This is a genomic window from Nocardia rhizosphaerihabitans (genome assembly GCF_014646295.1).
Lineage (GTDB): Bacteria > Actinomycetota > Actinomycetes > Mycobacteriales > Mycobacteriaceae > Nocardia > Nocardia rhizosphaerihabitans.
The window spans coordinates 443,710-466,949 of sequence record NZ_BMNE01000006.1; the positions used below are offsets into that span (position 1 = coordinate 443,710).

A 23,240-nucleotide genomic window follows, 5' to 3' on the forward strand; every position below is an offset into this window, starting at 1 on the left:
CCACAGCGCGCATCGGCGAACATGGGCCGGTGCGCGCTGTGGTCGTCAGCCGGCGCAGCGCAGGACGGCGTCACGCAGATTGCGGCTGCGGACGTCGTCGAGGATCGCCATGCCGAGACGGTTCATGCTGTAGCCGAAGCCGAGACCTGTCGTGGGATCGGCGAAGCCGAACGAGCCACCCAAACCCGTTGTGCCATAGGCACGTTTGTCCGAGCCGAAGCGGAAACTGCCGCGCGACTTGCGGAACCCGAGGTGGTAGCGGCTCTTGGTGTGCAGCACCAGGTCGTCGGCCGGCACGTCGTCGGCGGTGTCCGCGGCGGCCAGCAGCTCGAGCACGTCGTCGCTGATCGGCAGCGCACCGGTGCGACCGGCCGCCGCACCGTAGACGCGGGCCAGCGCGCGAGCATTGCCGACGCCGTTCATGCCGGGCCACTCGATTTCCAGGAACTCCCGCCGGGCGGCGCGGGCAGGCGCACCGGGGCGCGGGTTGGTCAGCGCCGCATAGGAAAGCCCACGCTTGGCGTAGACCTCGGCGCCGATGCGCACCGGAATGTCGGCGAGTTCGTAGCGCAGGATGTCGAGGCCCTTCGTCGCCGACAGCTGGGCGACCCGCTCCATCGGCTCGGACTCGGGGAGCCCGATGAACATGTCCGCGTCGACCGGGGCGGCGATCTCCTCGGCGAAGAACCGGCCGAGACTGCGGCCCGCCGGGTCGACCCGGCGTAGCAGTTCGCTCTGATAGAGCCCGAGGGTGAGCGCGTGATAGCCGTGCCGTGTGCCGGGCTTCCACGCCGGTTTCTGCGCGGCCAGCAGCTCGCCGAGGGCGTCCCGGTCGATCAGCTCGCGCAGTTTCACGATCCGGTCCAGCCCGGACAGCCCCGCCTGATGGTCGATCAGCTGGCGGACGGTGATCTGGTCTTTGCCGTTGGCGGCGAACTCCGGCCAGTACTTCGCCACCGGCTGCTCGTAGTCGAGCAGCCCCCGCGAGACCGCCGTGGCGATCGTGAACGCCGCCATGCCCTTCGACGAGGAGAACACCGGCACGATGGTGTCGCGCTCCCACGGCACCTCGCGCCGACGATCGCGATGCCCGGCCCACAGGTCGACCAGAGGCTGTTCACCTGCGTAGACGGCGACGGCTGCGCCGATCTCGCCGTGGTGGGTGAAGTTGCGGCGGAGGGCGTCGGCGACGGGGCCGAAACCGGCCGCCACGTCGCCGTGGATCGATGGTGCGGGACTCATGGTGACTCGATCGTAGCGGCGTCTCGTACGCTGCCGATATGCGTTCGTTCGAGCAGGTACAGCACTGGCCGGTCGCCCATGCCGCCGCCGCGGTCGTCACCGCGGGCGGTGTGACCACCACCGGCGACACCGAGCGGGTCTTCCGGCTCGCCTCGGTCACCAAACCGCTGGTCGCCTACGCCACGCTGGTCGCGATCGAGGAGGGCGCGGTCGAACTGGACCAGCCCGCGGGTCCGCCCGGGTCGACCGTGCGTCATCTGCTCGCCCACACCTCCGGCGTCGCCTTCGCCACCCCCGACGTCATCGCCGCGCCCGGCGCCCGCCGCATCTATTCCAGCGCGGGCTTCGAGCTGCTCGCAGACTTCCTCACCGCCAGTACCGGCATCGAATTCCCGCAGTATCTGCACGAGGCGGTGTGCGAACCGCTCGGCATGCGCAGCGCGGTCCTCGACGGCCCCGCCGGGCACGCGGCCGAGGCCTCGGTGGACGACCTCGTCCGGTTCGCCGCCGAGTTGCTGACACCCCAATTGATATCTCAGCAAACCCTCGACGACGCGACCTCGGTGCAATTCCCCGGCCGCGACGGCATCCTGCCCGGATTCGGTTCCCAGCGACCCAACGACTGGGGATTGGGATTCGAAATCCGCGACGGGAAATCCCCGCATTGGACGGGTTCGGCCAATTCCGCGCGCACCTACGGGCACTTCGGGCAGTCGGGCACGTTCCTCTGGGTCGACCCCGAAATAGGGGTGGCGACGATCGCGCTGAGCGACGAGAATTTCGGCGACTGGGCTCGAACAGCGTGGCCGAAATTCAGCGATTCCGTGATCGCAGAGACACACAACACGCTGTGAAGTAACACCCGCAACACCGAACACTTCAGTACACTCGGGCCACGCCAGTCCGCGACGGGTCGTTGGGGAAGACGCTCCTTGTCGAGGCTGGAGGTGTTGGTAGTGCGCGCATCGAGTCAGTTCGCTGATGCGACGGCGGGTGTGGTCTACATCCACTCATCGCCCGCCGCGTTGTGCCCGCACGTCGAATGGGCACTGTCCACCGCGCTCTCGTCCCCCGCGAAATTGCGCTGGACCGCGCAACCAGCGGACGGACAACTGCGCGCCAGCAGCGATTGGATCGGCCCCGTCGGCACCGCGTCGCGGATTGCCCAATCATTGCGCGCCTGGCCGGTTCTGCGCTTCGAGGTCACCGAGGATCCCAGCGAAGGCGTCGACGGCGAACGCTACAGCTTCGTCCCCGCGCTCGGCCTCTGGCACGGATCCACCGGCGCCAACGGCGATGTGATGCTGGGCGAGATGCGATTACGTGCCTTACTGCAAGCCGCCAGGGAACTCGGCGGTCACGGAGCGTTCGACCTGTCCGCGGAGATCGACCGGGCGCTGGGGACGCCGTGGGACGAGGATCTCGAGACCTACCGGCAGGGAACCGATTGCGTGGGAGCCGAAGTCACCTGGCTGCGACGCGACGTGGGCTGACCGGCCCGGCGGTCGAAGCCACCTCCATCGCGATCCGGGTGAAGGCCGGGGGCCGATCGGCAGGTGGTCTTCCCGTGGTGGCCGGGCGGGATCACTCCTTGACCCAGCACATTCCGTGGCCCGAATCGCCCGGCGACTTCCGCGGTCGTGGGGCGATGCGCTCGAGTCGGTAGCCCAGTCGGCGGGGGACCGCGGCGCTGCGGATATTGGCGGCGTCGCAATGGATTTCGATGCGGGCGACGCCGGGGAGAGCCAGTGCGATCGTGGTCAGCGCCCCGGCTGCTCGGGTGATCACGCCGCGGCCGACATGATCGACATGGCACCAGTAGCCGATCTCCAAGGTCGCCGGACCCACCCGATCATGAAGCCCGACCACGCCGAGCAGAGCCCCGCAGCGACCGAAGATGCCGTAGTTGAATCCGCCGTCCGGGGTGGGCCAGTGCGTCGTCACCGTCTCGTGCGCCGCCCGCATCTCGTCGAAGACCGGTGGCTCCGCCGCCCAGTCCATCCACTGATGCAACTGCTCGAACGAGGCAGTGACCGCCGCGAACTTGGCTGCCAGATCCTCGGGTTGCCACCGGCGAATCACGAGATCGCCGACCACCACCCGGTCGGGCGGCACGATCCCCGGTTCCAGCGCAGGCAGCTGCTCGGTGTCCATCCTTCGATCGTGATCGACCGGTCTGTGCCTGTGCAACGAGATTTCGCCAGGCCGCGGGGCCGCCCGGACCGGGGGTCAGTCGGTGAGAAACCGGCTGGCGTTGTCGGCTGCCCAGCGGGCGAAGGGGGTCGCCGGGCGGCCGGTGATGTCCTGGACGCTGGTGATGGGCAGGGTCGCGGGGTCGGGGGTGTAGTCGGACAGGACGTTGTCGACGTACCAGGTCGTGTTGTCGCCCATGGTGGGGGTGAGGGCGGCGATGGTTTCTTCGCGGGAGGACCGGCGGAAGGTGATATCGCGGCGGAGGGCGGTGGCGAGGTGGCGGACCAGTTCGGTGCGGGTGAGGACTTCCGGGCCTGCCAGCGGGTAGGCGCGGCCGTGGTGGGTGTCGGCGAGCAGGGCGGTGGCGGCGACGGCGGCGATGTCGTCCATGGCGATGGGGGCCGTCGCGGTGTCGGGGTAGGGCTCGCTGACGGTGCCGGTCTCGCGGATCTGCTGCGACCAGGTCAGGGTGTTCTCCATGAAGTCGGCAGGCCAGAGATGGGTCCAGGCCAAGCCGCTGTCCTCGACCGCGGTGCAGACGGTGCCCCACCAGCTCTCGGGCTCGCCGGACAGGTCGACCACGTGCCGTACGCCTGCCGCGCGGGCCAGCGCCAGCACCTCGGTGACATTGTCCGGCGTCGGCGCCAGGTACATCCGCTCCACGCCGTCGAACGCCGCGGGCAGGCTCTCCGGTCGACGCAGATAGCCTTCGACCACCTCCACCCCTGCCGGGAGCGCCGCCCGTCGCGGGTTGGTGGTCAGCGCGCGCACATCGGTGCTGCCTGCGGCGAGCAGATGGTCGACAACCTTGCGGCCGATATTGGCGGTGGCCCCGGTTACCAGGATGGTCATGAACCCCATTCTGCCGACAAAATTCGCGACGCTGCCAGTCCGAATCTGCGGCGGCACGGCACCCGGCACGCCGCCGTTCGGAGTGATGTCGGCGGCGATCGCTCCCTGTCCGCGCGTTCGGCTCCGAGCACAACCTCACCTGAAAACCGGAAAATTTGGTGATGTTTTTCCGTTATCACCGCAGGTGGGTTCCCCTCGGTCGTTGACGATGCGAAAATGTTCGCGGATCGAGATCCGGTCCAGCAGAGTATGTTCCGCCGATCTCGGCGGGCAGACTGGAGGGGCAAGATGACACTCTCGTCTCGAACGAGTTCCAGCGCACGGCGATTCGGCGCGGTCGCCGTCCTCGCGGCAGGAGCACTCGGCCTCGCGGCCACCACCGCACACGCCGGCCCAGCGGCAGCCGTTCCGATCGTCCAGGGAGTCGAAGGGGGAGTGGCGTTCACGGCGAGCCCGCTCGCCGACGGCTCCGGGCTCACCGCATCCGTCGCCGACGGCACCTTCAGCCTCGCCGGTGGCGTGGTGACCCTCACGGATCCGGCAGGCCGGGTGGTCGCCACCGTGCCGACCCATATCGTCACCGGCGCAGGGAATTTCGACCTCGCCGCGGGTATCGCCGCCGACGGCCAGTCGGTCACCCTGCGTCCCGTCGCCGCGCCGGCCGTGGTTACCGACAACATGGCCGCCTTCGTCGACGAAGCCAGTGACACCCTCGCCCGCAAGCAGCACAACGCGGGCATCGGCGCCCTGATCGGTGCGGGTATCGGCGCGGTCCTCGGCTTCTTCCTCGGTGGAGTCGGCGCCCTGGTCACCATCCCGATCGGTGCGGGCATCGGCGCCCTCATCGGCTACTCGACGCCGTAGTGAACGGTGTGGTGGCCGACCGGCGGGTCGGCCACCACCCGCCGGCGGCGCGGCGTGGTGAGATGGAGCCTCGGACCCCGAGAGGACGCGGTGACGGCGATGCCCGATGAGCACAGTGCCCGGCAATCGGCCGAAACCGACCTGTTCGACTACGACGCGGAACTGCGCCCGCACAACGCACTCTTCCGTGCCGCCGCGCGCGTCGGCGCCCGTGACCGGGTGCTCGACATCGGTTGCGGTACCGGCCTGACCACGCGGGAGGCCGCCCGCGCTGCCGTCGACGGGAGCGCCCTGGGTGTCGACGTCTCGGCGCCGATGCTCGAACGGGCCCGTCGCCTCAGCGACGACGAGCGGCTGACCAATATCGCTTTCGAACAGGCGGATGCGCAGGTCCATCCGTTCCCGCCCTCGTCTTTCGACCTCTGCATCAGCCGGTTCGGTTCGATGTTCTTCGCCGACCCGGTCGCCGCGTTCACCAATATCGGACGGGCGCTGCGGCCGGGCGCACGGCTTGTGCTGCTGGTCTGGCAGGAGCACGACCGCAACGAGTGGGCGTCCGCGCTGGTGCGGATCCGCGCCGCGACACCGGCCGACGGTCCAGGCCCGTTCGCCCTCGCCGACCCGGTCGTCACCGAAACCGTTCTGGCGGCGGCCGGTTTCACCGACATCGAATTCACCGACGTGCACGAGCCGGTCTACTACGGCGCGGACAGCGAGTCGGCCCTCGCCAATCTGCTCCGCCTGCAGGGATTCCAGGACATGTTCGCCGCCCTCGACGCCGACACGGCCGAGCGAACCCGCGCGCGGTTGCGGGCCACCCTCGCCGAGCACACGAGCGAGAGCGGCGTGTATTTCGATTCGCGGGCCTGGATCGTCACCGCCCGTCGTTGAGCTAGCCCGAGCGCTGAATCCTTTCGGCCGGCCGCTGCCTCTTATCTCTGTCCCGACACAATGTCGGGACCGGATACGGAGGTTTGTTGTGATCATCGGAATCGGTGTTGTGGTCGGCCTGGTGGCGCTGTGCACGTGCATGGTCGTCGTGCGGCGCAAACGAGCCGGGCGTGGCTGAGTCGACCTGGCCCGACCACCAGCTGATCGTCGCGGCGCAGGGCGGCGACGTGGATTCGATCGCCGCGCTGGTGTCGGGGGCGCACCCGAACATCCAGCGCTTCGCCCGATCCCTGTGTGCCACACCGGAAGACGCCGAGGACGCCGCGCAGGAGGCGCTGATCATCCTGTATCGCAAGATCGGGATGCTGCGGGCCTCCGGCGCACTGGCGTCGTGGATGTTCCGCATCGTCCGCAACGAGTGCCTGCGGCGAGCGCGAGCACGGCTCGGGGACCACACGCCGTTGCCGGACCTCGCCGTGGCCGCCTCGGCCGAGGACGAGGTCTTGCGACGTCTGGAAGCGGGCAGGGTGGCGGCCGCGGTCGCCACCCTGCCCGCCGACCAGCGTCACGTCCTGATCATGCGCGACATCCAGGGCCACAGCGGCCGGATGGTCGCCGACGCGCTCGGCCTCAGCACCGCGGCCATGAAATCGCGCCTGCACCGCGCCCGCGCCACGGTTCGACAAGCTCTACAGGCCGCCCCAGCACCTGGAGGAAACAATGACGACCACACCTGACACCCCCGACTTCGCGAGCACCTCACTCCCGAAACACCTCGCCCGCGGCGGCATCGGCTTCGGCGCCCTGATCGGCTCGATCGCCCTGCTCCCGCTCCTCGGCCCGTTCAGCCTTGCCCTGCTCCCCATCGGCTTGGTCGCCCTGCGCGGTTGCCCGATGTGCTGGGCGATCGGCCTGATGCAGACGATCTCCCGGGGCCGACTGCAACGCACCTGCGAGGACGGTGCCTGCACACTGACCGTCGCCGAACACGACAGCCGGCGAGAGAAGGCCTCAGGTTCGTAGTGCCGGTGCGACCCACGTGGTGAGATAGGCGCGGAGGTCGGCGCCCTGGCGGGGTGGGCGTCCCGGGTCGAGGACGAAGGACTGCACGATGCGCAGCATGTGTTCGACGAGTTCGTCGAGACGGCGGTCGTCGATGCCCGCGGCCGCCCAGTCGACAGCGAAGCGTTCGAGGATCGAGCGGCCGAAGGTCAATGCGGTGTCGGAGGTGATGCCGGGGGAGGAGGCGCCGGCGCGGCCGGGGGTCAAGAGCAGGCCGAGATACTTGTCCGCGGTGAGGCTTTCGAGGGTGTAGGCGATGCCTTCGACCACGGCTTCGGCGGGGTCGGTCAGGTGGTCGAGGTGGGCGGCGAGGACATCCAGGAAGCGGCCGGTCTCGGTGAGGGCTGTCGCCGTCAGCAACGCGTCGGCGTTGGCGAAGTAGCGGTACACCGTTTGGCGGGTGACGCCGAGGTCCCGGGCAATCTCGGCCATGGTGAAGTCGGCGCCGCTGCGCTCGATGGCGGTGCGGGCGGCGGCGATGATGCGCTCGACGGCTTCGGTGTCGTCGGCCGGCGTGGTGCCCGACCAGCCGTGTGTGCGCATCGCATCCCCTCCGGTCGTGGTGTTCTCGCCGACCCTAGCGGGGAACCGTTCACCCGAAAAGCAGACCATACACATACGGCAATATGTATGGTCATTGTCATGACCGCCCAGATCGAGCCCGGTGCCGCCGGGCTGACCGAAGACCTGACCCGTCGCGCCCTGCGCCTGGTGCTCGACCGCACCACCGACATGGCGCCCACCCCGCTGCGCGTGCCGCTGCACTACTACCGCGACCCGAAGATCACCGAGGTCGAGGAATCGCAGATCCTGCGCCGCACCCCGCTGATGATCGTGCCCTCGGCGCGCATCCCCGACCCCAACGACTACGTGGTGCGCACCGTGCTCGGCGACTCGCTGCTGGTGACCCGTGACCGCGACGGCGCCGCGCACGTGCTGCTGAACTACTGCCGCCACCGCGGCGCGCAACCGGCCTGCGGTTCCGGCAACACCACCCGCTTCACCTGCCCGTATCACGCCTGGACCTACCGCAATACCGGCGAACTGGCCGGCGTCCCCGGCGCAGAGGGCTTCACCGGGATGGATCGCGGCGACTACGGCCTGGTCGAACTGCCGAGCCAGGAACGCCACGGCTTCATCTGGGCGGTGCTCTCCGCCGACGGCGCCATCGACATCGATGCGCACCTCGGCGACATGGGACCTGAACTGGCGCAACTGGATTACGCCTCCTACGGCTATCACGACGAGCGCGAATTCACCTCCGAGGTCAGCTGGAAAGGCGCGCTCGAGGCCTTCGCCGAGAGCTACCACTTCCCGTTCGTCCACGGCCAGAGCGTGATCGGGCAGAACACGGTGGCCAACACCTCCACCCATGACGCCTTCGGCCGTCACCATCGGATGGGATTCCCGTTCAACTGGATCACTGCGCTCGACTCGGATCCGACCGGCTCGTGGGACCCGCTGATGAACATGGGCGTCATCTACTGGATCTATCCGAACCTGGTGCTCGCCAACAGTCCCGTCGGCGTGGAGATCCTGGATATGCTGCCCGCGGGCGCGCCGACCCGCTGCACCGTCCGGCACAGCTGGATGGCCAAGATCCCGGCCACCTCCGACGAGCAGCGCGTTGTCTACGACAACATCTACGCGCAGGTACACGCCGCGGTCCGCGACGAGGACTTCGCCATGCTGCCCCAGTGCGGCGAAGGTGTCCGGCACGGCCAGCACGACCATATGATCATCGGCCGCAACGAGATCGGCGTGCAGCACATGATCAAGACCTTCGCCGCCGAGCTCGGCGTCGCGCTGAGCTGACCGAAACCCCCTGCAGGAGAAGCACATGTCCCATCGGCCCCGTCCTCGCCAGCTCGACTCGCCGCTGCTGCCGAAGCTGTTCAAACTTGTCGGTCGCGCGCAGGTCGCGGTGTATCGGCGCACCGGTGGCCGCATCGGCGGCACGTGGCGCATCGGCGCCGGTTTCCGGAAACCGGTGCCGACATTGCTGCTCGAACATCGCGGGCGCACCACGAACCGGCAGTACACCGTTCCGCTGCTCTACCTGGTGCACGGCGAGGACGTCATCGTGGTCGCCTCGCAGGGTGGGCTGCCGAAACATCCACAGTGGTATCGCAATCTGTGCGTGCATCCCGACACGCACATCCAGATCGGTTCCGAGCGCCGGGCCGTTCGTGCCGTGGTGGCCGATGCCACACGGCGAGCGGAGTTGTGGCCCTTGCTTGTCGACCTCTACGCCGATTTCGCGACCTACCAGTCGTGGACAGAGCGCGAGATCCCGGTCGTCATCCTCGAGCCCCGCGCTGAATCCTGACCGCGGACTACCAGGATTCGATCAGCGGGGCACCGTGGTCCTGGCGTTGCCATTCCAGGGTGAGGCGCTGCAGTCGTTCCCGGTTGGCGATGCCGCGGGTGCCTGCGACCTTGCCGTCCCTGACCTCCAGGACCACCACACCGAGAACCTGGTCGTCGAGCGTGGCGAGCACGGCGGGGCAGCCGTTGACCACGGCGGCGTGAATCGACGGCGAGCCGCCGGCCAGTCTCCGTTTGGCCTCGGAGGGCTTGAATCCGGCGCGGATCGCGACTGCGATCCGTTCCGGGCTCGCGTACCGGATCAGTCTCCCGGCCAGCCCGGCGCCGTCGGAGACGCCGGTCGCGTCGTCGGTGAGCAGCGCGACCAGACGTTCGGTCCGGCCGGAGGCCGCGGCGTCGACGAACGCCGCCACGATACGGTGCGCCGCGGCACGATCGATGTCGTTTCCGTTGCGCGCGGCGGTGATTCGGCGCCGGGCCCGATGGCCGTGCTGCTGACTCGCGGCTTCGGTGATGCCGAGCATGCCGGCGATCTCGGCGTGGCTGTAGGCGAAGGCTTCGCGCAGCACGTAGACGGCGCGCTCCACCGGCGACAGCCGCTCCATCAGGGTCAGTACGGCCAGCGTCACCGATTCCCGTTGCTCGACAGTGTCGGCCGGGCCGAGCATCGGATCACCGTCGAGCAACGGCTCGGGCATCCAGGCCCCGACCGCCCGTTCGCGCCGCACCGCCGCCGAACGGAGCCGATCGATCGCCAGGTTCGTGACGATCTTGGTCAGCCAGGCCTCGGGCACCTCGACATACTCCCGGTCGGCGGCCTGCCACCGCAGGAACGCGTCCTGCACCGTGTCCTCGGCGTCGGCGGCCGAGCCGAGGAGACGATAGGCGAGTGAGGCCAGCCGATTCCGGCTGGCCTCGAAACGCGCCACGGTGGCTGTGTCCATGAGGACGAATCTATCCTGCGACGACCTCGGTCGAACCATCTCTGGATCCGGCCGCGCGGTATCGGTGACTCGGCTTTCCGAAGGTCGGATGGCTGATGGCCCAGCCGCTGGTCGCCACGATCGCCGACTTGACCAGGGCCGCCGGGCGCCCGCGCAGGGCGCCGGACTTCGCGCGGGCGTCACCGTCGACCAGCTGGAAGATGGCGTCCTTGCGTCCGAGGCTGATGTGGTTGCCGACATAGGACAACGCGGTCGACTTGATCTTGCGCCCGGTCAGGTCACCGATGATCGTGGCGGTCGCCTGCATGCCGGTGAACCCCGCGGACGCGCAGGACATCGGCAGGGGATGCCCGTTCTCGCCGAGGACGAAGACGCTGTCCCCGGCGACGTAGACACCCGGGTGCGACACCGATCGCATCTGCCGGTCGACCCTGATCCGGCCGTCGGCTTCCACTGCGAGTCCGGCATCGGCGGCGATCGGCGCCACGGCGAATCCCGCGGCCCACACGGTGGCATCGGCGGCGAGCACGGTGCCGTCGGTACCGATCGCCGTCGACGGCTCGACCCGCCCGATCGGGGTGTGCTCGTGGACGGTGATGTCGAACCGGTCGAATGCCCGCAGCAGGTGCCTGCGAGCCTGCGGACCGAGCCAGCCACCCAGCTCGCCACCGGTGGCCAGGGCGACCCCAAGCCGTGGATGCGCCTCGGCGATCTCGGTGGCGGTCTCGATCGCGGTCAGATTGCCGCCGACGACCAGGACGTTGCCACCCTCGGCCAACGCGTCGAGACGCGCGCGCAAGCGCACCGCGGACGGACGCGCGGCCACGTGGAAGGCGTGGTCGGCGACGCCGGGAACGGACTGGTCGGCGCTGCTGCCGAGGGTGTAGAGGAGGGTGTCGAAGTCGATTCGGTCGGTGCCCGCGGTGTCGACGACCGTGACGGTGCGGTGCACGGGATCGATGTCGGCCACGCGTGCCACCCGCAGCCGGATCCCGGTGCCCGCGAACACCTCCGCCAGCGGTCGATGCCGCAGCTCGCGCCCGGCGGCGAGCTGATGCAACCGCAACCGTTCGACGAAATCGGGTTCGGCGTTGACGACGGTGATCTCGAAGTCGTCGGGGTGGAGTTGGCGGGCCAGGTAACCGGCGGCGGAGGCGCCGGCGTATCCGGCCCCGAGGACGACGATGCGATGCTGCATGATTCGCTCCTGTCTGGTTCGCGTGCACTCTGAACGAGACAGCCCGCGAATTACTGACAGGAGAGGGTTGTGACGTGCGCCACTCCCCATCCGTCGCTGCTGGGCGCAGAGCGCTACCCTCCGAACAGCAGATACAGGCCCGTGAACGTGAAACCGACCATGGTCAGCATCAACGCGAGCTGACCGGTCAGCCGGTGGCGTGGCGGGAGCAGGACGAGGCAGCGGTCGTGGGCGGCGGCGACGCCGAGGATGTGACCGACGAGGACGGCGAGCACGGTGCAGGTGGCGAGCACGCCCGGATGACTCGACAGCACGTAGGCGACCTCTCGATCGGCGAGGCCGGCGATGTTCCAGCCGCGATCGAGCGGGTCGGCGAACAGCAGGACGGTCGCCTGGCCTTTCTCGATCAGAAATGTCAGGTAATGGGCGATGAGATAGCCGGCGACGAGCGGAGTGAGGCTGCAGGCCAGCTGCCGCGGCAGCAACGCGCGATCGGCGGGGGACACACCGCCGGTGGCACGCGCGGCGACGGAGAACAGCCCGCCGACCACCCCGATGAAGACCAGCAGCCCGGCCGTGCGCACCAGCTCCGTGCCGACGACCGGCGCCAGATCGTCGACCAGCTCGCGCCACCGCGGGAAGGTGGAGAAACTGTCGAAGGCGGTGGATCCGAGCAGCGTCGCCGCCACAGCCACGGAACCGGCGAGTGCCGGAGTGCCCGCGAGATTGTTCAGTGGCATCCGCACCACCGCCCGTCCGGCGCGGTCGCGCCCGTAGGGGCTCAGGTGCGCCAGCAGCGAGCTGTACACCTCGACCGGATCGGCCCGTTCTGCCCAGACGGTGCCGAACAGTACGAGCCCGATCGAGGTCACGACCAGATAGCCGAGCAGCCAGGTCAGCACCGCACCCACCGATCCTGGCGCGCGCCAAGCCAATTCCAGCCACACGAAGGAGAACAGGCCGAGCGCAGCGGGGCGGTACCCCCATTCCTCGCGATAGCGGAGAAGCCCGAGTTCCGGCGGGCGCCGCAGCAGCAGGCAACCCCATCGATGAATCGCTCTGGCGGGGGAGATGACCTTCCAGACCGGCCCGATCAGCAGGGACGCCACCATCACCCCGACCCAGACGCCGATGTACAGCACGCCGGGCACCGGATTCCGGGCCGGATCCCCGGAGCCGAACACCGCGATGGCGATCACGCAGGCGGTCACCGCCACGCTCACCGCGGCGATGATCGTTCGCGTCGTGCGTGCGTCGATCACCCGGCGGACCGGCAGGGGCAGTACGTATCCCGGTGAGCAGGGGTCCAATCGTGGCTGGCGCCAGGCGAAGAACAGCAACGCGAACGAGAAGGTCAGCGCCCACGCCCCACCGATCAACGCGTACGTGAGTGGAATCGGCAGGTCGGCGGCGCCGCTGAGACCGTGGGCGAGGAAGCTCACTGCCGGACCAGCAGCGTCGTCACCGTCCGTCCGGCGTGATGCAGTTCGATCTCCACCTGGCCTGGCACCGTCACGGTGAACCCGAACTCCTGCCCGGAAGCCGCAGCCACGGCAAAGGTGTGCGCGGGGTCGGAGTGGACATGCAGTTCGTCGGCGGTGTCACTGTCGACCCGCAACACGATACGTTCCCCGACCTCGGCTTCGGTGCGCGTATTGGCCGGGGAGACAGTGCCGTTCGCGATCCGGATGTCGACGGTGCGGGATGCGCTCGCGGGAGTGGTGCTCGCCCCGGACCGGTCGCCGGATGCACAGCCGACGAGCAGCGATCCCACCGCGAGGGTGAGTAGCCCGTACCGGAGCCGGCGATTGGTCACGGATTCTCCTCGGTCTGCGCGGATGGTGGTTCAGTGTCTGCGTTCTCGCGCTTCTCCGCGTGACGGTCACGCATCGCGATGAACAGCACCAGACCGACCAGCGCGATCGCGGGCAGGAAGGCCGGAATCGCCAGCAGCAGGGAGTGGTCGGCGAGAATATCGACGCCGTCCTGGCGAATCATGTGTGGGCCGTTGCCTTCTGGCCCTGTGAACGGCCCGCCGCCAGATAGCGATCGTTGATGCGGGCAGCGCCCCACGACATCGCCGCGATCAAGGCCAGGCTGCACGCCAGCACCACCAGGCCCGCCAGGCCGATCAGCCAGGACGGGTGGTCGAAGGACCGCTCGCGCTGCAGCACCGTGATCTCCTCGACGAACGGCCGAGTGAAGCTCGCGGGCGCTGTCACCTCCGCGGCGCCGATGCCGGGATCGAGCGGCATGAAGATCGGCAGCGCGGCCTGCATACGCCCATCCTGCAGGCGCAGCAGCGTCTTCCAGGTGCCGTGCACAGGCACGGGTCGGGTGGAAACGAAGTGGTCGTCGGCGATGCGGCGCAGCTTGTCCACGACGAGGCCGTGGCCCGGGCTGTCGTCGCCCGTGCCGCCCTGCCAGGACAGGATCTCCACCCATTCGGGATCGGAACCGATCAGATCCGCGGGGGAGAGTCTGATGTCGGCGGTGACCATCCGCCCGCCCTGTGCGGGGGCGGCATCGGTGAGTGTGACGGTGGCCGACGCATTCTCCGGTACCCGGATGATCAGGCCGTTCGTCGTCGCCGCCGCGGCGATCACCACGGCGGCGACCACGATGCCACGCCGCACCGCGGGTCTGGGCAATGCCTCGCCGCGCAATACGGTGCCGAGCATCGCGCCGATCACACCGCCCGCCACACCGACCGGCACTGCCATGGCGAGCAGCTCCGGCCACATCCCGGCGACCCAGGGATTGACGAACATCCGCTCGATCCACAGTGATTCGAGCCAGACACCCACCGTCGCCACACCGAACCCGGTGAGCGCGCCCCACCAGAGCGGGCGGCGAATCAGCGGCAGGAGGGCGAGCAGTTCGACCACGATCGCGGCACCGAGATACAGCGGAAACACGTTGCGCGGCGCCTCGAATCCGGTCCCGACGAGGACCGCGACGACATACCGCACACAGAAGGCGAAGGCAACGAGCAGCAGCGTGCTGAACGGGCCGAGCGTCAACCGCGCCGAGATCAGGGCGATCGTCGCGGCGAAGACGATCAACATCGGTTGCAGCACCAGCCGGAACTGCTCGACGCCGAAGTCGAATTCGACTCCGAACACCGACAGTCCGATCACCAGGCCGCCGAAAGCGAATCCCTGAATCGCCCACAAGACCCGCCCGTCGATCCGCTCGGGATCAGGCCGGTTGTATCGGCCTTCGAGTTCGAGCAGCAGCACGCCGATCAACGACAGCCCCGCACCGCCGATGAGCATCAGGTGGGTCGGCCCCCAGAGCGTGACATCCTGGCCGAACAGCCGATGCCAGATGTCGTCGAGCGGGAAACCGATCAGCGCGTACAAACCGGCACCCGCGATCAAGATGCCGCCGACGGGGGCGTACCAGTCGCGCGTGATCCGCACCGCGGCACTGCCCGGCTTCTCGTCGAGCGGCAGCACGATCGCCAGCATGCCGGCCATGAAAAGGAAGAACAGGCCGACCAGGATGAAGTAGTGCGCCGGGTTGGCCAGCGGTCCGGCATCGCGGCCCTTGCCGACGTGCAGGCTCACATCCCAGATGAAGCCGAGGAACGCGGTCAGGATGGTCGCGAGGAACATCGCGATCGGCAGCGCCACCCAGCCGGGACGGTTCATGATGCGACCGCTGAAGTCGGCCAGGCGCGCCAGCCAGGTGATGCGCCGCGTCCGATGCAGGTAGGCCACCACCAGCAGAACCGCGCCGACCACCGCGGCCGCGCCGGTCATCACCGCGACTTGATCGAGGGCAGCGCCACCGCCTTCGGTGCCCTGCGCGACCAGTCTTGTCGTCGGATCGATCAGTCCTGTGGCCACGGCGGTTCCTCCGATGTCGAAACGCCCGGTTCTGCGGGGTATCGAACAGTATCTCGAAAACCCGCATTGCTCGGATACCCCGCGCGGATCGCGGTACTGGATTCAGTACTCGCGATACAGGGCGACATCGATGCCTGCGAAACTGTGGGTGGGCGCAGAGGGGATCGAACCCCCGACCGCTGGTGTGTAAAACCAGTGCTCTACCGCTGAGCTATACGCCCGGGCACCGCCGGTCGGAACCGGCGGTGACGGTTTATGAATCTAGCGCGGCGAGCGCTTTCTCCCAAGCCGCCTGGTCACGGGCCTCTCCGGGCCCGTTCATCTCGGCGAAAGTGATGTGACCGGTCTTGTCGACGACGAAGGTGCCGCGGTTGGGGTAACCGGACTTCTCGTTGAAGACGTCGTAGGCCTGGGTGACGGCGCCGTGCGGCCAGAAGTCGGACAGCAGGGGGAACAGGTAGCCCTGTTCTGCTGCCCAGATCTTGTGGGTGGGCGGTGGACCGACGGAGATCGCGATGATCTCGGCGTCGTCGTTCTGGAACTTGGGCAGCTCGTCCCGGACCTTGCACAGCTCGCCCTGGCAGATGCCGGTGAAAGCGAGCGGATAGAACACCAGCAGCACGTTCTTCTTGCCGCGGTAATCCGACAGGGTGACGGGCTGGTTGTTCTGGTCCTTGAGCGTGAAGTCCGGCGCGAGAGTGCCAACTTCTAGCGGCATACTACGAATCCTCCGTCGTGTCGGGTCCCAGCCGAGCGTTCTCGCCCAACTGAGACCCTAGCGAACGGCGGATTCAGCGCTGTTTGGACGGTGCCTTCGGCTGGACCAGGCGCGAGCCCGTCCAGCTGCCGAGGCTGATGGTGGATGTCTGGGTCAGGCCGGCCGTGGGTGCGGCTTCGGCGATCTCGCTCGGATCGACATGGCCCGATTGACCGGTCTTGGGGGTGAGGACCCAGATGAAGCCTTCGTCGGCCAGCGGGCCGATGGCATCCATCAGCTCGTCGGCCAAATCGCCGTCACCTTCTCGCCACCACAACAGGACGGCGTCCACGACCTCGTCGGAGTCCTCGTCGACCATCTCGCCGCCGCTGACCTCCTCGATCTCGGCGCGCAAGTCGTCGTCGGTGTCCTCGTCCCAGCCCAATTCCTGAACGACCAAGCCGTGAGAAATGCCAAGCTTCTGAGCGTAGTTCTGCGCGTCCGCCGCGGCGACCACGGTGGTGTCCTCCCTAAACTGCCGACAATAGATAGGTGCAAGCGAACATGGTTATCGCCCGCAGCGCAAGCCGATCGGATGAATTGGGACCGTATGCCGCGTGTCGGCGGGGCGAATTCAGCGGCTCGGGCAGGCGTCGTGGACCGCGGTGCGGGCCTGGTTGATCTTGCGGCTGGCGTCGTTGAGCTTGGTCACCTGCGAGCTGTAGGTCATCTTCCTCGTCTCGGCGGACAGCTCGCGGGCGGCGACGACGTAGGCGGTGAACTTCTCCGCGAGATCGGCGGGTAGCGCGCCCGCCGCGGTGGTGACGGCGGTCTCGACCTTCAACGCGGCGTTGTCGAGCGTGGTGGCGGCGGCCTCGCGCTTGGCGGCGTAGTCGGGGGCGTTGCTGTCGTGCGCGGTGACGAACTCGTTGAAGGCGGTCACGCCGGCGCCGGTGGTGGTGGGGAACTGGGTGCAGTTGTCGCTGATCGCCCTGGCCTGCGCGGCGGCGGCCTTGGACGACGCGGCGGCCGACGAGGACGCGGCCGCCTCGGTCTGGTACGCGGCGACCTCGGCGGGATCGGTGGTCGGCGTGCCCGGCACCTGCTCGGCACACCCGGCAACGACCATGCCGGCGGTCACGGCGACAGCGGCACAGGCCAGCCCGAGCCGGCGCGCGTCCAGCAGCCTCATCGTTGTCCGATCCCTCTCGCTCACGTGGTTCCCACAGCCAAACCTAGTGGATCTGCGAATGCTCCGGCACGTCGCGGTCCAGGGAAATACCGCCCAGTACCTGCCCGGGAGGGATGACCTGCGCCACCTTTTCGGTAAGGATGGGGGTGCGCCCGAAACATGTGTGACGGGTGGCCCGCACACCAAGCGGGCAGGCCCGGGGATAGCGACGCCAACAAGCAGTTCAGCCCCCAGTACGAGGAGCAGATTTGACCGACCTGATCCACTCTGTGTCAGCGAATTCCGCGAACGATCCCGCCGCGGCGGCACCCGCCGCAGGCGCCGAGTCCGCCACCAGACCGACCGGTGAGCGGGTCCGGGTGATCCGCGAGGGAGTGGCGTCGTATCTTCCGGATATCGACCCCGAGGAGACCAGCGAATGGCTGGAATCCTTCGACGACATGCTCGACCGCGAAGGCCCCGGCCGCGCCCGCTACCTGATGTTGCGGCTGCTGGAGCGTGCGGGCGAACGCCGCGTCTCGATTCCGGCGCTCACCTCCACCGACTACGTGAACACGATTCCCACCGAGAACGAGCCGTGGTTCCCCGGTGACGAGGAAGTCGAGCGCCGCTACCGCGCCTGGATCCGGTGGAACGCCGCGATCATGGTGCACCGCGCGCAGCGCCCCGGCATCGGCGTCGGTGGCCACATCTCGACCTACGCGTCCTCGGCCGCGCTCTACGAGGTGGGCTTCAACCACTTCTTCCGCGGCAAGGACCATCCCGGCGGCGGCGACCACATCTACATCCAGGGCCACGCCTCGCCCGGCATCTACGCGCGCGCCTTCCTGGAGGGGCGCCTGAGCACCGACCGGCTCGACGGGTTCCGGCAGGAATACAGCCACGGCGGACCGGGCCACGGCCTGCCGTCGTACCCGCACCCGCGGTTGATGCCGGACTTCTGGGAGTTCCCGACGGTGTCGATGGGCCTGGGCCCGATGAACGCGATCTACCAGGCCAGGTTCAACCACTACCTGACCGATCGCGGCATCAAGGACACCTCCGACCAGCACGTCTGGGCGTTCCTCGGCGACGGTGAGATGGACGAACCGGAGTCGCGCGGCCTGATCCAGGTGGCCGCCAACGAGGCGCTCGACAACCTGACCTTCGTGATCAACTGCAACCTGCAGCGGCTCGACGGTCCGGTGCGCGGCAACGGCAAGATCATCCAGGAGCTGGAGTCGTTCTTCCGCGGCGCGGGCTGGAACGTCATCAAGGTGGTCTGGGGCCGTGAGTGGGACGCGCTGCTGGGCGCCGACCGTGACGGCGCGCTGGTCAATCTGATGAACACCACCCCCGACGGTGACTTCCAGACCTACAAGGCCAACGACGGCGCCTACGTGCGCGACCACTTCTTCGGCCGCGATCCGCGCACCAAGGCGCTGGTCCAGAACATGTCCGACAGCGACATCTGGAACCTCAAGCGCGGTGGCCACGACTACCGCAAGGTCTACGCGGCCTACGCAGCGGCGATGGCGCACAAGGGTCAGCCGACGGTGATCCTGGCCAAGACGATCAAGGGCTACACCCTCGGCAAGCACTTCGAGGGCCGCAACGCCACCCACCAGATGAAGAAGCTGGCGTTGCAGGACCTCAAGGACTTCCGCGATCTGCAGCGCATCCCGATCACCGATGCCGAGCTGGAGAAGGATCCGTACCTGCCGCCGTACTACCACCCCGGCATGGACAACCCGGCCATCCAGTACATGCTGAGCAGGCGTCAGTCGCTCGGCGGTTTCGTTCCGGAGCGGCGTTCGCCCGCCAAGCCGCTGACGCTGCCCGGCGACGAGGCCTACCGCTCGGTGCGCAAGGGTTCGGGCAAGCAGAAGGTCGCCACCACGATGGCGCTGGTCCGCCTGGTCAAGGAGCTGTTGCGCGACAAGGAGATCGGCAAGCGGATCGTGCCGATCATCCCCGACGAGGCCCGCACCTTCGGCATGGACTCGTGGTTCCCGACACTGAAGATCTACAACCGCAACGGCCAGCTCTACACCTCGGTCGACGCGGAACTGATGCTCGCCTACAAGGAGAGCACCGTCGGCCAGATCATGCACGAGGGCATCAACGAGGCCGGTTCCACCGCGACCTTCACCGCGGCGGGCACCTCCTACGCCACCCACGGCGAGCCGATGATCCCGCTCTACATCTTCTATTCGATGTTCGGCTTCCAGCGCACCGGCGACAGCTTCTGGGCCGCCGCCGACCAGCTGGCGCGCGGTTTCGTCCTCGGCGCCACCGCGGGCCGCACCACGCTCACCGGCGAGGGCCTGCAGCACAACGACGGACAGTCGCTGCTGCTGGCGTCGACCAACCCGGCCGTGGTGACCTACGACCCGGCGTTCTCCTTCGAGATCGCGCACATCATGCGCGACGGCCTGCGCCGGATGTACGGCGGTGTGACTCCCGAGAACAGCCCGCTGCCCGGCACGAATCCGCCCGAGGAGGGCGCGTTCGGCGGGGAGAACATCTTCTACTACATCACCCTGTACAACGAGCCTTACCAGCAGCCTGCCGAGCCCGACGACCTCGACGTCGAAGGTCTGCTGAAGGGTCTGTACCTGTACCAGCGTGGCGGCGAGGGCAGCATCCGCGCGCAGATCCTGGTCTCCGGGGTGACCGTGCCCGACGGTCTGCGCGCCCAGGAGATCCTGGCGCAGGAGTGGGGTGTGTCGGCCGACGTGTGGTCGGTGACTTCGTTCGGCGAGCTGCGCCGGGAGGCTCTCGACAAGGAGATCCAGGCGCTCAAGCACCCCGACACCGATCCGGGCGTGCCCTACGTCACCCAGGCGCTCGCGCCGACGCAGGGCCCGGTCGTTGCCGCAACGGACTGGATGCGCGCGGTCTCCGATCAGATCCGGCAGTGGGTGCCGGGCGACTACATCACCCTGGGCACCGACGGGTTCGGCTTCTCCGACACCCGCCCGGCCGCCCGCCGGGTGTTCAACGTCGACGCGCAGTCGATCGTGGTCGCGGTGCTCGAAGGCCTGGTCAAGGACGGCACGCTGGACAAGGCGAAGGCGGTCGAAGCGGCGGCGAAGTACCGCATCGACGACGTCTCCGCCGCGCCGAAGCCGAGTGCGGACGCAGGCGAGGAACTCGCGTAGCGGACTATTGGACTGTGGAGCGCAAACCGCCGCGGCCCCGTCGGATCACCGAGGGCACCAGCGAGCACGAGGTCTATCTGCCGACGGGGGCACTGTCCCCGAATCGGCAGACCCGTGATCCGCTGCCCGACACGCTGCTCAAGCGGGTCAAGCAGTTCTCGGGCCGGCTGTCCACCGAGGCGGTGGGGTCGATGCAGGATCGGCTGCCGTTCTTCGCCGATCTGGACGCCGCGCAGCGTGCGGGCGTCCAGATGCTGGTGCAGACGGCGGTCGTGAACTTCCTGGAGTGGTTGCAGGATCCCGACTCCGATATCCGCTTCAGCCTGGACGCTTTCCAGGTCATTCCGCAGGATCTGGCGCGGCGGCTGACGCTGCGCCAGACCGTGGACATGGTGCGGGTGGCCATGGACTTCTTCGAGCAGTGGCTGCCCGCGCTGGCGCGCAACGATCGTCAGCTGGTCGCGCTCACCGAGGCGGTGCTGCGGTACGGGCGTGAGCTCGGTTTCGCGGCCGCCTCGGTGTACGCGAGCGCGGCCGAGTCGCGCGGCGCGTGGGATACCCGCCTGGAGGCCCTGGTGGTCGACGCGGTCGTCCGCGGCGACACGGGTCCCGACATGCTCTCCCGGGCCGCCACGTTGAACTGGGACGCCACTGCGCCCGCCACCGTGCTGGTCGGTACGCCGCCGGCGGACCAGGGCGTGTCGACCGTCGGCGCGGTGCACACCATCGCGACCAGGCACGGCAGGGCCGCGCTCGCGGTGGTGCAGGGTGCGCGGCTGGTGATGGTCGTCAGCGGGCACCTGGGTGACGCCGGGTTCGCCTCGCCGTTCCTGACCGACCTGCTCGCCGATGTGTTCTCCGAGGGCCCGGTGGTGATCGGCCCGACCATGCGCACCCTTGGCGCCGCGCACGCCAGCGCGATCGAGGCATTGGCAGGCATGGAGGCCGTGGTGGGCTGGCGGGCCGCGCCAAGGCCCGTTCACGCCTCGGAGTTGTTACCGGAACGGGCCCTGCTGGGCGATAGAGCTGCAATAGAGGCGTTGAACGAGTATCTTGTGCTCCCGTTGGCTGCTGCCGGATCTTCGTTATCCGACACACTCGACGCGTACCTGGATTGTGGTGGAGCAGTAGAAACGTGCGCGCGTCAGCTGTACGTCCATCCAAATACCGTTCGGTACCGTCTCAAACGAATCGGCGAGATCACCGGGCGTGATCCCATGAATCCCCGAGACGCTTATGTGCTCCGGATCGCGGCCACAGTGGGCCGTTTGACACGAACGCATAACGAATTATCACCCTCCGTCACAGAAACCCCGCCCACCCCAGTGGGCTACGAGCCCCTGTAACGAGATTGGGGAATCGGTCGATCGGGACACCCCACCTCGGATTTTGTGGGACCCCTACAAAACCCGTCCGAAACCTTCATTCGCGCCGACATCTCGTGCGGCGGGGGTCACAGTGTTTTCTTAGGGAGTGATCGCGTTGTTCACCCCTGGACAGGGGTCCCAGACACCCGGCATGCTCGCGCCCTGGCTCGCCCTTCCCGGTGCGACTGACCGCCTCGAGCTGTGGTCGAAGGCCGCCGGCCTCGACCTGGTCCGTCTCGGTACCACCGCGACGGCCGAGGAGATCGTCGACACCGCGGTGACCCAGCCGCTCGTCGTGGCCGCCGCCCTGCTCGCGTTCGCCGAAATCGCCCCCGAGACGATTCCGGCGGATACCATCGTCGCCGGACACTCGGTCGGCGAATTCGCCGCAGCCGCTGTCGCCGGCGTCATCACCGCCGACGAGGCGGTCAGCCTGGCCGCCATCCGCGGCCGGGAGATGGCCAAGGCGTGTGCGCAGGAGGCGACCGGCATGTCCGCGGTGCTCGGTGGCGACGAAGCCACCGTGCTCGCACGGCTCGCCGAACTCGATCTCGTCCCGGCCAACCGCAACGCGGTCGGCCAGATCGTGGCAGCGGGTCGCCTGGAAGCTCTGGCGGAGCTCGCCGCGAACCCGCCGGAGAAGGCACGGGTCCGCGCGTTGCCCGTCGCCGGTGCGTTCCACACCGCTTTCATGGCCCCGGCCCAGGCTGCTGTCGCCGATGCCATCGCTCAGATCTCGCCGAGCGACCCGATCCGGACGCTGCTGTCGAACTTCGACGGCAAGCCGGTCACCTCGGGCGCCGACGCGATCGACAAGCTCGCCGCTCAGGTCACCCGCCCCGTGCGCTGGGACCTGTGCACCGAGACCGTCCGTGCGGCTGCTGTCTCGGCCGTGGCCGAACTGCCGCCGGCGGGCACCCTCGTCGGCATTGCCAAGCGGGAACTGAAGGGCACGCCCAACCTGGCCCTGAAGACCCCGGAAGACCTCCCCGCGTTGGTCGAACTGACCATCTCCGGCTAGCTTTCGACCGGCGGTCGCGCACGACGAGGTGCCGGCCGTTCAAGACCCCCCTCCAAAATGAGAACAAGAAGGGAGCCACCAAAGTGGCCGCTCTGACCCAGGAACAGATCGTCGAAGAACTCGGCAAGATCATCGAAGAGGTTACGGGTATCGAACCCTCCGAGGTGACCATCGAGAAGTCCTTCGTCGACGACCTGGACATCGACTCGCTGTCCATGGTCGAGATCGCTGTGCAGACCGAGGACAAGTACGGCGTCAAGATCCCCGACGAGGACCTTGCCAGCCTGAAGACCGTGGGTGACGCTGTCTCCTACATCCAGAAGCTCGAGGCGGAGAATTCCGACGCCGCCGCGGAGCTCAAGGCCAAGTTCGACGCCGAGTAGGGCTGAACC

Annotated in this window: 25 protein-coding genes and 1 tRNA gene; 12 read left to right on the top strand and 14 right to left on the bottom strand. The window is 68.2% G+C overall.

Annotated features, from left to right (window positions below; all coding sequences use genetic code 11):
- Positions 1 to 45: 45 nt before the first annotated feature.
- Positions 46 to 1,242, bottom strand: coding sequence for a serine hydrolase domain-containing protein (locus IEY60_RS26445; RefSeq protein ID WP_189033171.1), 1,197 nt, complete (start codon positions 1,240 to 1,242; stop codon positions 46 to 48).
- Between the two features lie 38 nt (positions 1,243 to 1,280).
- On the opposite strand from IEY60_RS26445, the gene IEY60_RS26450 reads away from it, so the two are divergent.
- Together IEY60_RS26450 and IEY60_RS26455 are read left to right on the top strand one after the other, a co-directional pair.
- Entirely contained in the window at positions 1,281 to 2,096 is an 816-nt protein-coding gene (locus IEY60_RS26450) for a serine hydrolase domain-containing protein (RefSeq protein WP_189033172.1), read from the top strand.
- Positions 2,097 to 2,198: 102 nt separating this feature from the next.
- Complete coding sequence (locus IEY60_RS26455) at positions 2,199 to 2,735, top strand: DUF3145 domain-containing protein (protein ID WP_189033173.1); 537 nt, start codon at positions 2,199 to 2,201, stop codon at positions 2,733 to 2,735.
- Positions 2,736 to 2,826: 91 nt separating this feature from the next.
- On the opposite strand, the gene IEY60_RS26460 is transcribed toward IEY60_RS26455, so the two are convergent.
- Together IEY60_RS26460 and IEY60_RS26465 are read right to left on the bottom strand one after the other, a co-directional pair.
- A complete protein-coding gene (locus IEY60_RS26460; RefSeq protein ID WP_189033174.1) occupies positions 2,827 to 3,396 on the bottom strand; it encodes a GNAT family N-acetyltransferase in 570 nt (189 codons plus the stop codon).
- Positions 3,397 to 3,471: 75 nt separating this feature from the next.
- Positions 3,472 to 4,287 carry an SDR family oxidoreductase gene (locus IEY60_RS26465; RefSeq protein ID WP_189033175.1) on the bottom strand — a complete coding sequence of 272 codons (816 nt, stop codon included), beginning with the start codon at positions 4,285 to 4,287 and terminating at the stop codon, positions 3,472 to 3,474.
- A gap of 288 nt (positions 4,288 to 4,575) precedes the next feature.
- On the opposite strand from IEY60_RS26465, the gene IEY60_RS26470 reads away from it, so the two are divergent.
- The 4 genes from IEY60_RS26470 to IEY60_RS26485 all read left to right on the top strand — a co-directional run bounded on the left by IEY60_RS26470 (position 4,576) and on the right by IEY60_RS26485 (position 7,065).
- Complete coding sequence (locus IEY60_RS26470; RefSeq protein ID WP_189033176.1) at positions 4,576 to 5,151, top strand: DUF8020 domain-containing protein; 576 nt, start codon at positions 4,576 to 4,578, stop codon at positions 5,149 to 5,151.
- Positions 5,152 to 5,250: 99 nt separating this feature from the next.
- Positions 5,251 to 6,042, top strand: a complete 792-nt coding sequence (locus tag IEY60_RS26475) for a class I SAM-dependent methyltransferase (protein ID WP_189033177.1) — start codon at positions 5,251 to 5,253, stop codon at positions 6,040 to 6,042.
- A 170-nt stretch (positions 6,043 to 6,212) separates the two neighbouring features.
- Positions 6,213 to 6,779 carry an RNA polymerase sigma factor gene (locus IEY60_RS26480; protein WP_189033178.1) on the top strand — a complete coding sequence of 189 codons (567 nt, stop codon included), beginning with the start codon at positions 6,213 to 6,215 and terminating at the stop codon, positions 6,777 to 6,779.
- Positions 6,763 to 7,065 (top strand): hypothetical protein, encoded by a 303-nt coding sequence (locus IEY60_RS26485; protein WP_189033179.1) that lies wholly within the window; start codon positions 6,763 to 6,765, stop codon positions 7,063 to 7,065. The genes IEY60_RS26480 and IEY60_RS26485 overlap by 17 nt, the downstream gene beginning before the upstream one ends.
- On the opposite strand, the gene IEY60_RS26490 is transcribed toward IEY60_RS26485, so the two are convergent.
- A complete protein-coding gene (locus IEY60_RS26490) occupies positions 7,054 to 7,647 on the bottom strand; it encodes a TetR/AcrR family transcriptional regulator (RefSeq protein ID WP_189033180.1) in 594 nt (197 codons plus the stop codon). The two genes, IEY60_RS26485 and IEY60_RS26490, sit on opposite strands and share 12 nt — an antisense overlap.
- A gap of 99 nt (positions 7,648 to 7,746) precedes the next feature.
- Here IEY60_RS26490 and IEY60_RS26495 point away from each other — a divergent pair, with 99 nt between their 5' ends.
- Positions 7,747 to 8,919, top strand: a complete 1,173-nt coding sequence (locus IEY60_RS26495; protein ID WP_189033181.1) for an aromatic ring-hydroxylating oxygenase subunit alpha — start codon at positions 7,747 to 7,749, stop codon at positions 8,917 to 8,919.
- Positions 8,920 to 8,944: 25 nt separating this feature from the next.
- A complete protein-coding gene (locus IEY60_RS26500; RefSeq protein ID WP_189033182.1) occupies positions 8,945 to 9,433 on the top strand; it encodes a nitroreductase family deazaflavin-dependent oxidoreductase in 489 nt (162 codons plus the stop codon).
- Positions 9,434 to 9,440: 7 nt separating this feature from the next.
- Here the strand turns inward: IEY60_RS26500 and IEY60_RS26505 are convergent, their stop codons facing one another.
- The 10 genes from IEY60_RS26505 to IEY60_RS26550 all read right to left on the bottom strand — a co-directional run bounded on the left by IEY60_RS26505 (position 9,441) and on the right by IEY60_RS26550 (position 17,317).
- Entirely contained in the window at positions 9,441 to 10,376 is a 936-nt protein-coding gene (locus tag IEY60_RS26505; RefSeq protein WP_189033183.1) for a sigma-70 family RNA polymerase sigma factor, read from the bottom strand.
- Between the two features lie 10 nt (positions 10,377 to 10,386).
- Positions 10,387 to 11,574, bottom strand: a complete 1,188-nt coding sequence (locus IEY60_RS26510; RefSeq protein ID WP_189033184.1) for an NAD(P)/FAD-dependent oxidoreductase — start codon at positions 11,572 to 11,574, stop codon at positions 10,387 to 10,389.
- A 113-nt stretch (positions 11,575 to 11,687) separates the two neighbouring features.
- Complete coding sequence (locus IEY60_RS26515) at positions 11,688 to 13,016, bottom strand: hypothetical protein (protein WP_189033185.1); 1,329 nt, start codon at positions 13,014 to 13,016, stop codon at positions 11,688 to 11,690.
- Complete coding sequence (locus IEY60_RS26520) at positions 13,013 to 13,390, bottom strand: hypothetical protein (protein WP_189033186.1); 378 nt, start codon at positions 13,388 to 13,390, stop codon at positions 13,013 to 13,015. Before IEY60_RS26520 ends, IEY60_RS26515 begins: the two co-directional genes overlap by 4 nt.
- On the bottom strand, positions 13,387 to 13,572 hold the full coding sequence (locus tag IEY60_RS26525) for a hypothetical protein (RefSeq protein ID WP_189033187.1): 186 nt from the start codon (positions 13,570 to 13,572) through the stop codon (positions 13,387 to 13,389). Before IEY60_RS26525 ends, IEY60_RS26520 begins: the two co-directional genes overlap by 4 nt.
- Positions 13,569 to 15,428: a hypothetical protein gene (locus IEY60_RS26530; RefSeq protein WP_189033188.1), complete on the bottom strand. Its 1,860-nt coding sequence runs from the start codon at positions 15,426 to 15,428 to the stop codon at positions 13,569 to 13,571. Before IEY60_RS26530 ends, IEY60_RS26525 begins: the two co-directional genes overlap by 4 nt.
- Positions 15,429 to 15,577: 149 nt before the next feature.
- A tRNA-Val gene (locus tag IEY60_RS26535) sits at positions 15,578 to 15,649 on the bottom strand.
- 32 nt (positions 15,650 to 15,681) lie between these two features.
- Positions 15,682 to 16,146, bottom strand: a complete 465-nt coding sequence (locus IEY60_RS26540) for a peroxiredoxin (RefSeq protein WP_189033189.1) — start codon at positions 16,144 to 16,146, stop codon at positions 15,682 to 15,684.
- Positions 16,147 to 16,219: 73 nt separating this feature from the next.
- Positions 16,220 to 16,642, bottom strand: a complete 423-nt coding sequence (locus tag IEY60_RS26545; protein ID WP_189033190.1) for a DUF3052 domain-containing protein — start codon at positions 16,640 to 16,642, stop codon at positions 16,220 to 16,222.
- A gap of 117 nt (positions 16,643 to 16,759) precedes the next feature.
- Positions 16,760 to 17,317: an Rv2240c family protein gene (locus IEY60_RS26550; RefSeq protein WP_189033191.1), complete on the bottom strand. Its 558-nt coding sequence runs from the start codon at positions 17,315 to 17,317 to the stop codon at positions 16,760 to 16,762.
- 359 nt (positions 17,318 to 17,676) lie between these two features.
- On the opposite strand from IEY60_RS26550, the gene aceE reads away from it, so the two are divergent.
- From aceE to acpM, 4 genes are all read left to right on the top strand, one after another.
- Entirely contained in the window at positions 17,677 to 20,460 is a 2,784-nt protein-coding gene (aceE, locus tag IEY60_RS26555; protein WP_373291770.1) for a pyruvate dehydrogenase (acetyl-transferring), homodimeric type, read from the top strand.
- A gap of 44 nt (positions 20,461 to 20,504) precedes the next feature.
- Positions 20,505 to 21,806, top strand: a complete 1,302-nt coding sequence (locus IEY60_RS26560) for a PucR family transcriptional regulator (protein WP_189033301.1) — start codon at positions 20,505 to 20,507, stop codon at positions 21,804 to 21,806.
- A gap of 127 nt (positions 21,807 to 21,933) precedes the next feature.
- Positions 21,934 to 22,848, top strand: coding sequence for an ACP S-malonyltransferase (locus IEY60_RS26565; protein ID WP_189033193.1), 915 nt, complete (start codon positions 21,934 to 21,936; stop codon positions 22,846 to 22,848).
- A gap of 83 nt (positions 22,849 to 22,931) precedes the next feature.
- Entirely contained in the window at positions 22,932 to 23,231 is a 300-nt protein-coding gene (gene acpM, locus IEY60_RS26570) for a meromycolate extension acyl carrier protein AcpM (RefSeq protein ID WP_019046010.1), read from the top strand.
- Positions 23,232 to 23,240: the final 9 nt, after the last annotated feature.

Bases quoted from the DNA above. Each gene is read 5' to 3' on its own strand.
- IEY60_RS26445 (WP_189033171.1), bottom strand. From the start codon at position 1,242: ATGAGTCCCGCACCATCGATCCACGGCGACGTGGCGGCCGGTTTCGGC.
- IEY60_RS26450 (WP_189033172.1), top strand. From the start codon at position 1,281: ATGCGTTCGTTCGAGCAGGTACAGCACTGGCCGGTCGCCCATGCCGCC.
- IEY60_RS26460 (WP_189033174.1), bottom strand. From the start codon at position 3,396: ATGGACACCGAGCAGCTGCCTGCGCTGGAACCGGGGATCGTGCCGCCC.
- IEY60_RS26465 (WP_189033175.1), bottom strand. From the start codon at position 4,287: ATGACCATCCTGGTAACCGGGGCCACCGCCAATATCGGCCGCAAGGTT.
- IEY60_RS26470 (WP_189033176.1), top strand. From the start codon at position 4,576: ATGACACTCTCGTCTCGAACGAGTTCCAGCGCACGGCGATTCGGCGCG.
- IEY60_RS26475 (WP_189033177.1), top strand. From the start codon at position 5,251: ATGCCCGATGAGCACAGTGCCCGGCAATCGGCCGAAACCGACCTGTTC.
- IEY60_RS26485 (WP_189033179.1), top strand. From the start codon at position 6,763: ATGACGACCACACCTGACACCCCCGACTTCGCGAGCACCTCACTCCCG.
- IEY60_RS26490 (WP_189033180.1), bottom strand. From the start codon at position 7,647: ATGCGCACACACGGCTGGTCGGGCACCACGCCGGCCGACGACACCGAA.
- IEY60_RS26495 (WP_189033181.1), top strand. From the start codon at position 7,747: ATGACCGCCCAGATCGAGCCCGGTGCCGCCGGGCTGACCGAAGACCTG.
- IEY60_RS26500 (WP_189033182.1), top strand. From the start codon at position 8,945: ATGTCCCATCGGCCCCGTCCTCGCCAGCTCGACTCGCCGCTGCTGCCG.
- IEY60_RS26505 (WP_189033183.1), bottom strand. From the start codon at position 10,376: ATGGACACAGCCACCGTGGCGCGTTTCGAGGCCAGCCGGAATCGGCTG.
- IEY60_RS26510 (WP_189033184.1), bottom strand. From the start codon at position 11,574: ATGCAGCATCGCATCGTCGTCCTCGGGGCCGGATACGCCGGCGCCTCC.
- IEY60_RS26525 (WP_189033187.1), bottom strand. From the start codon at position 13,572: ATGATTCGCCAGGACGGCGTCGATATTCTCGCCGACCACTCCCTGCTG.
- IEY60_RS26540 (WP_189033189.1), bottom strand. From the start codon at position 16,146: ATGCCGCTAGAAGTTGGCACTCTCGCGCCGGACTTCACGCTCAAGGAC.
- IEY60_RS26550 (WP_189033191.1), bottom strand. From the start codon at position 17,317: ATGAGGCTGCTGGACGCGCGCCGGCTCGGGCTGGCCTGTGCCGCTGTC.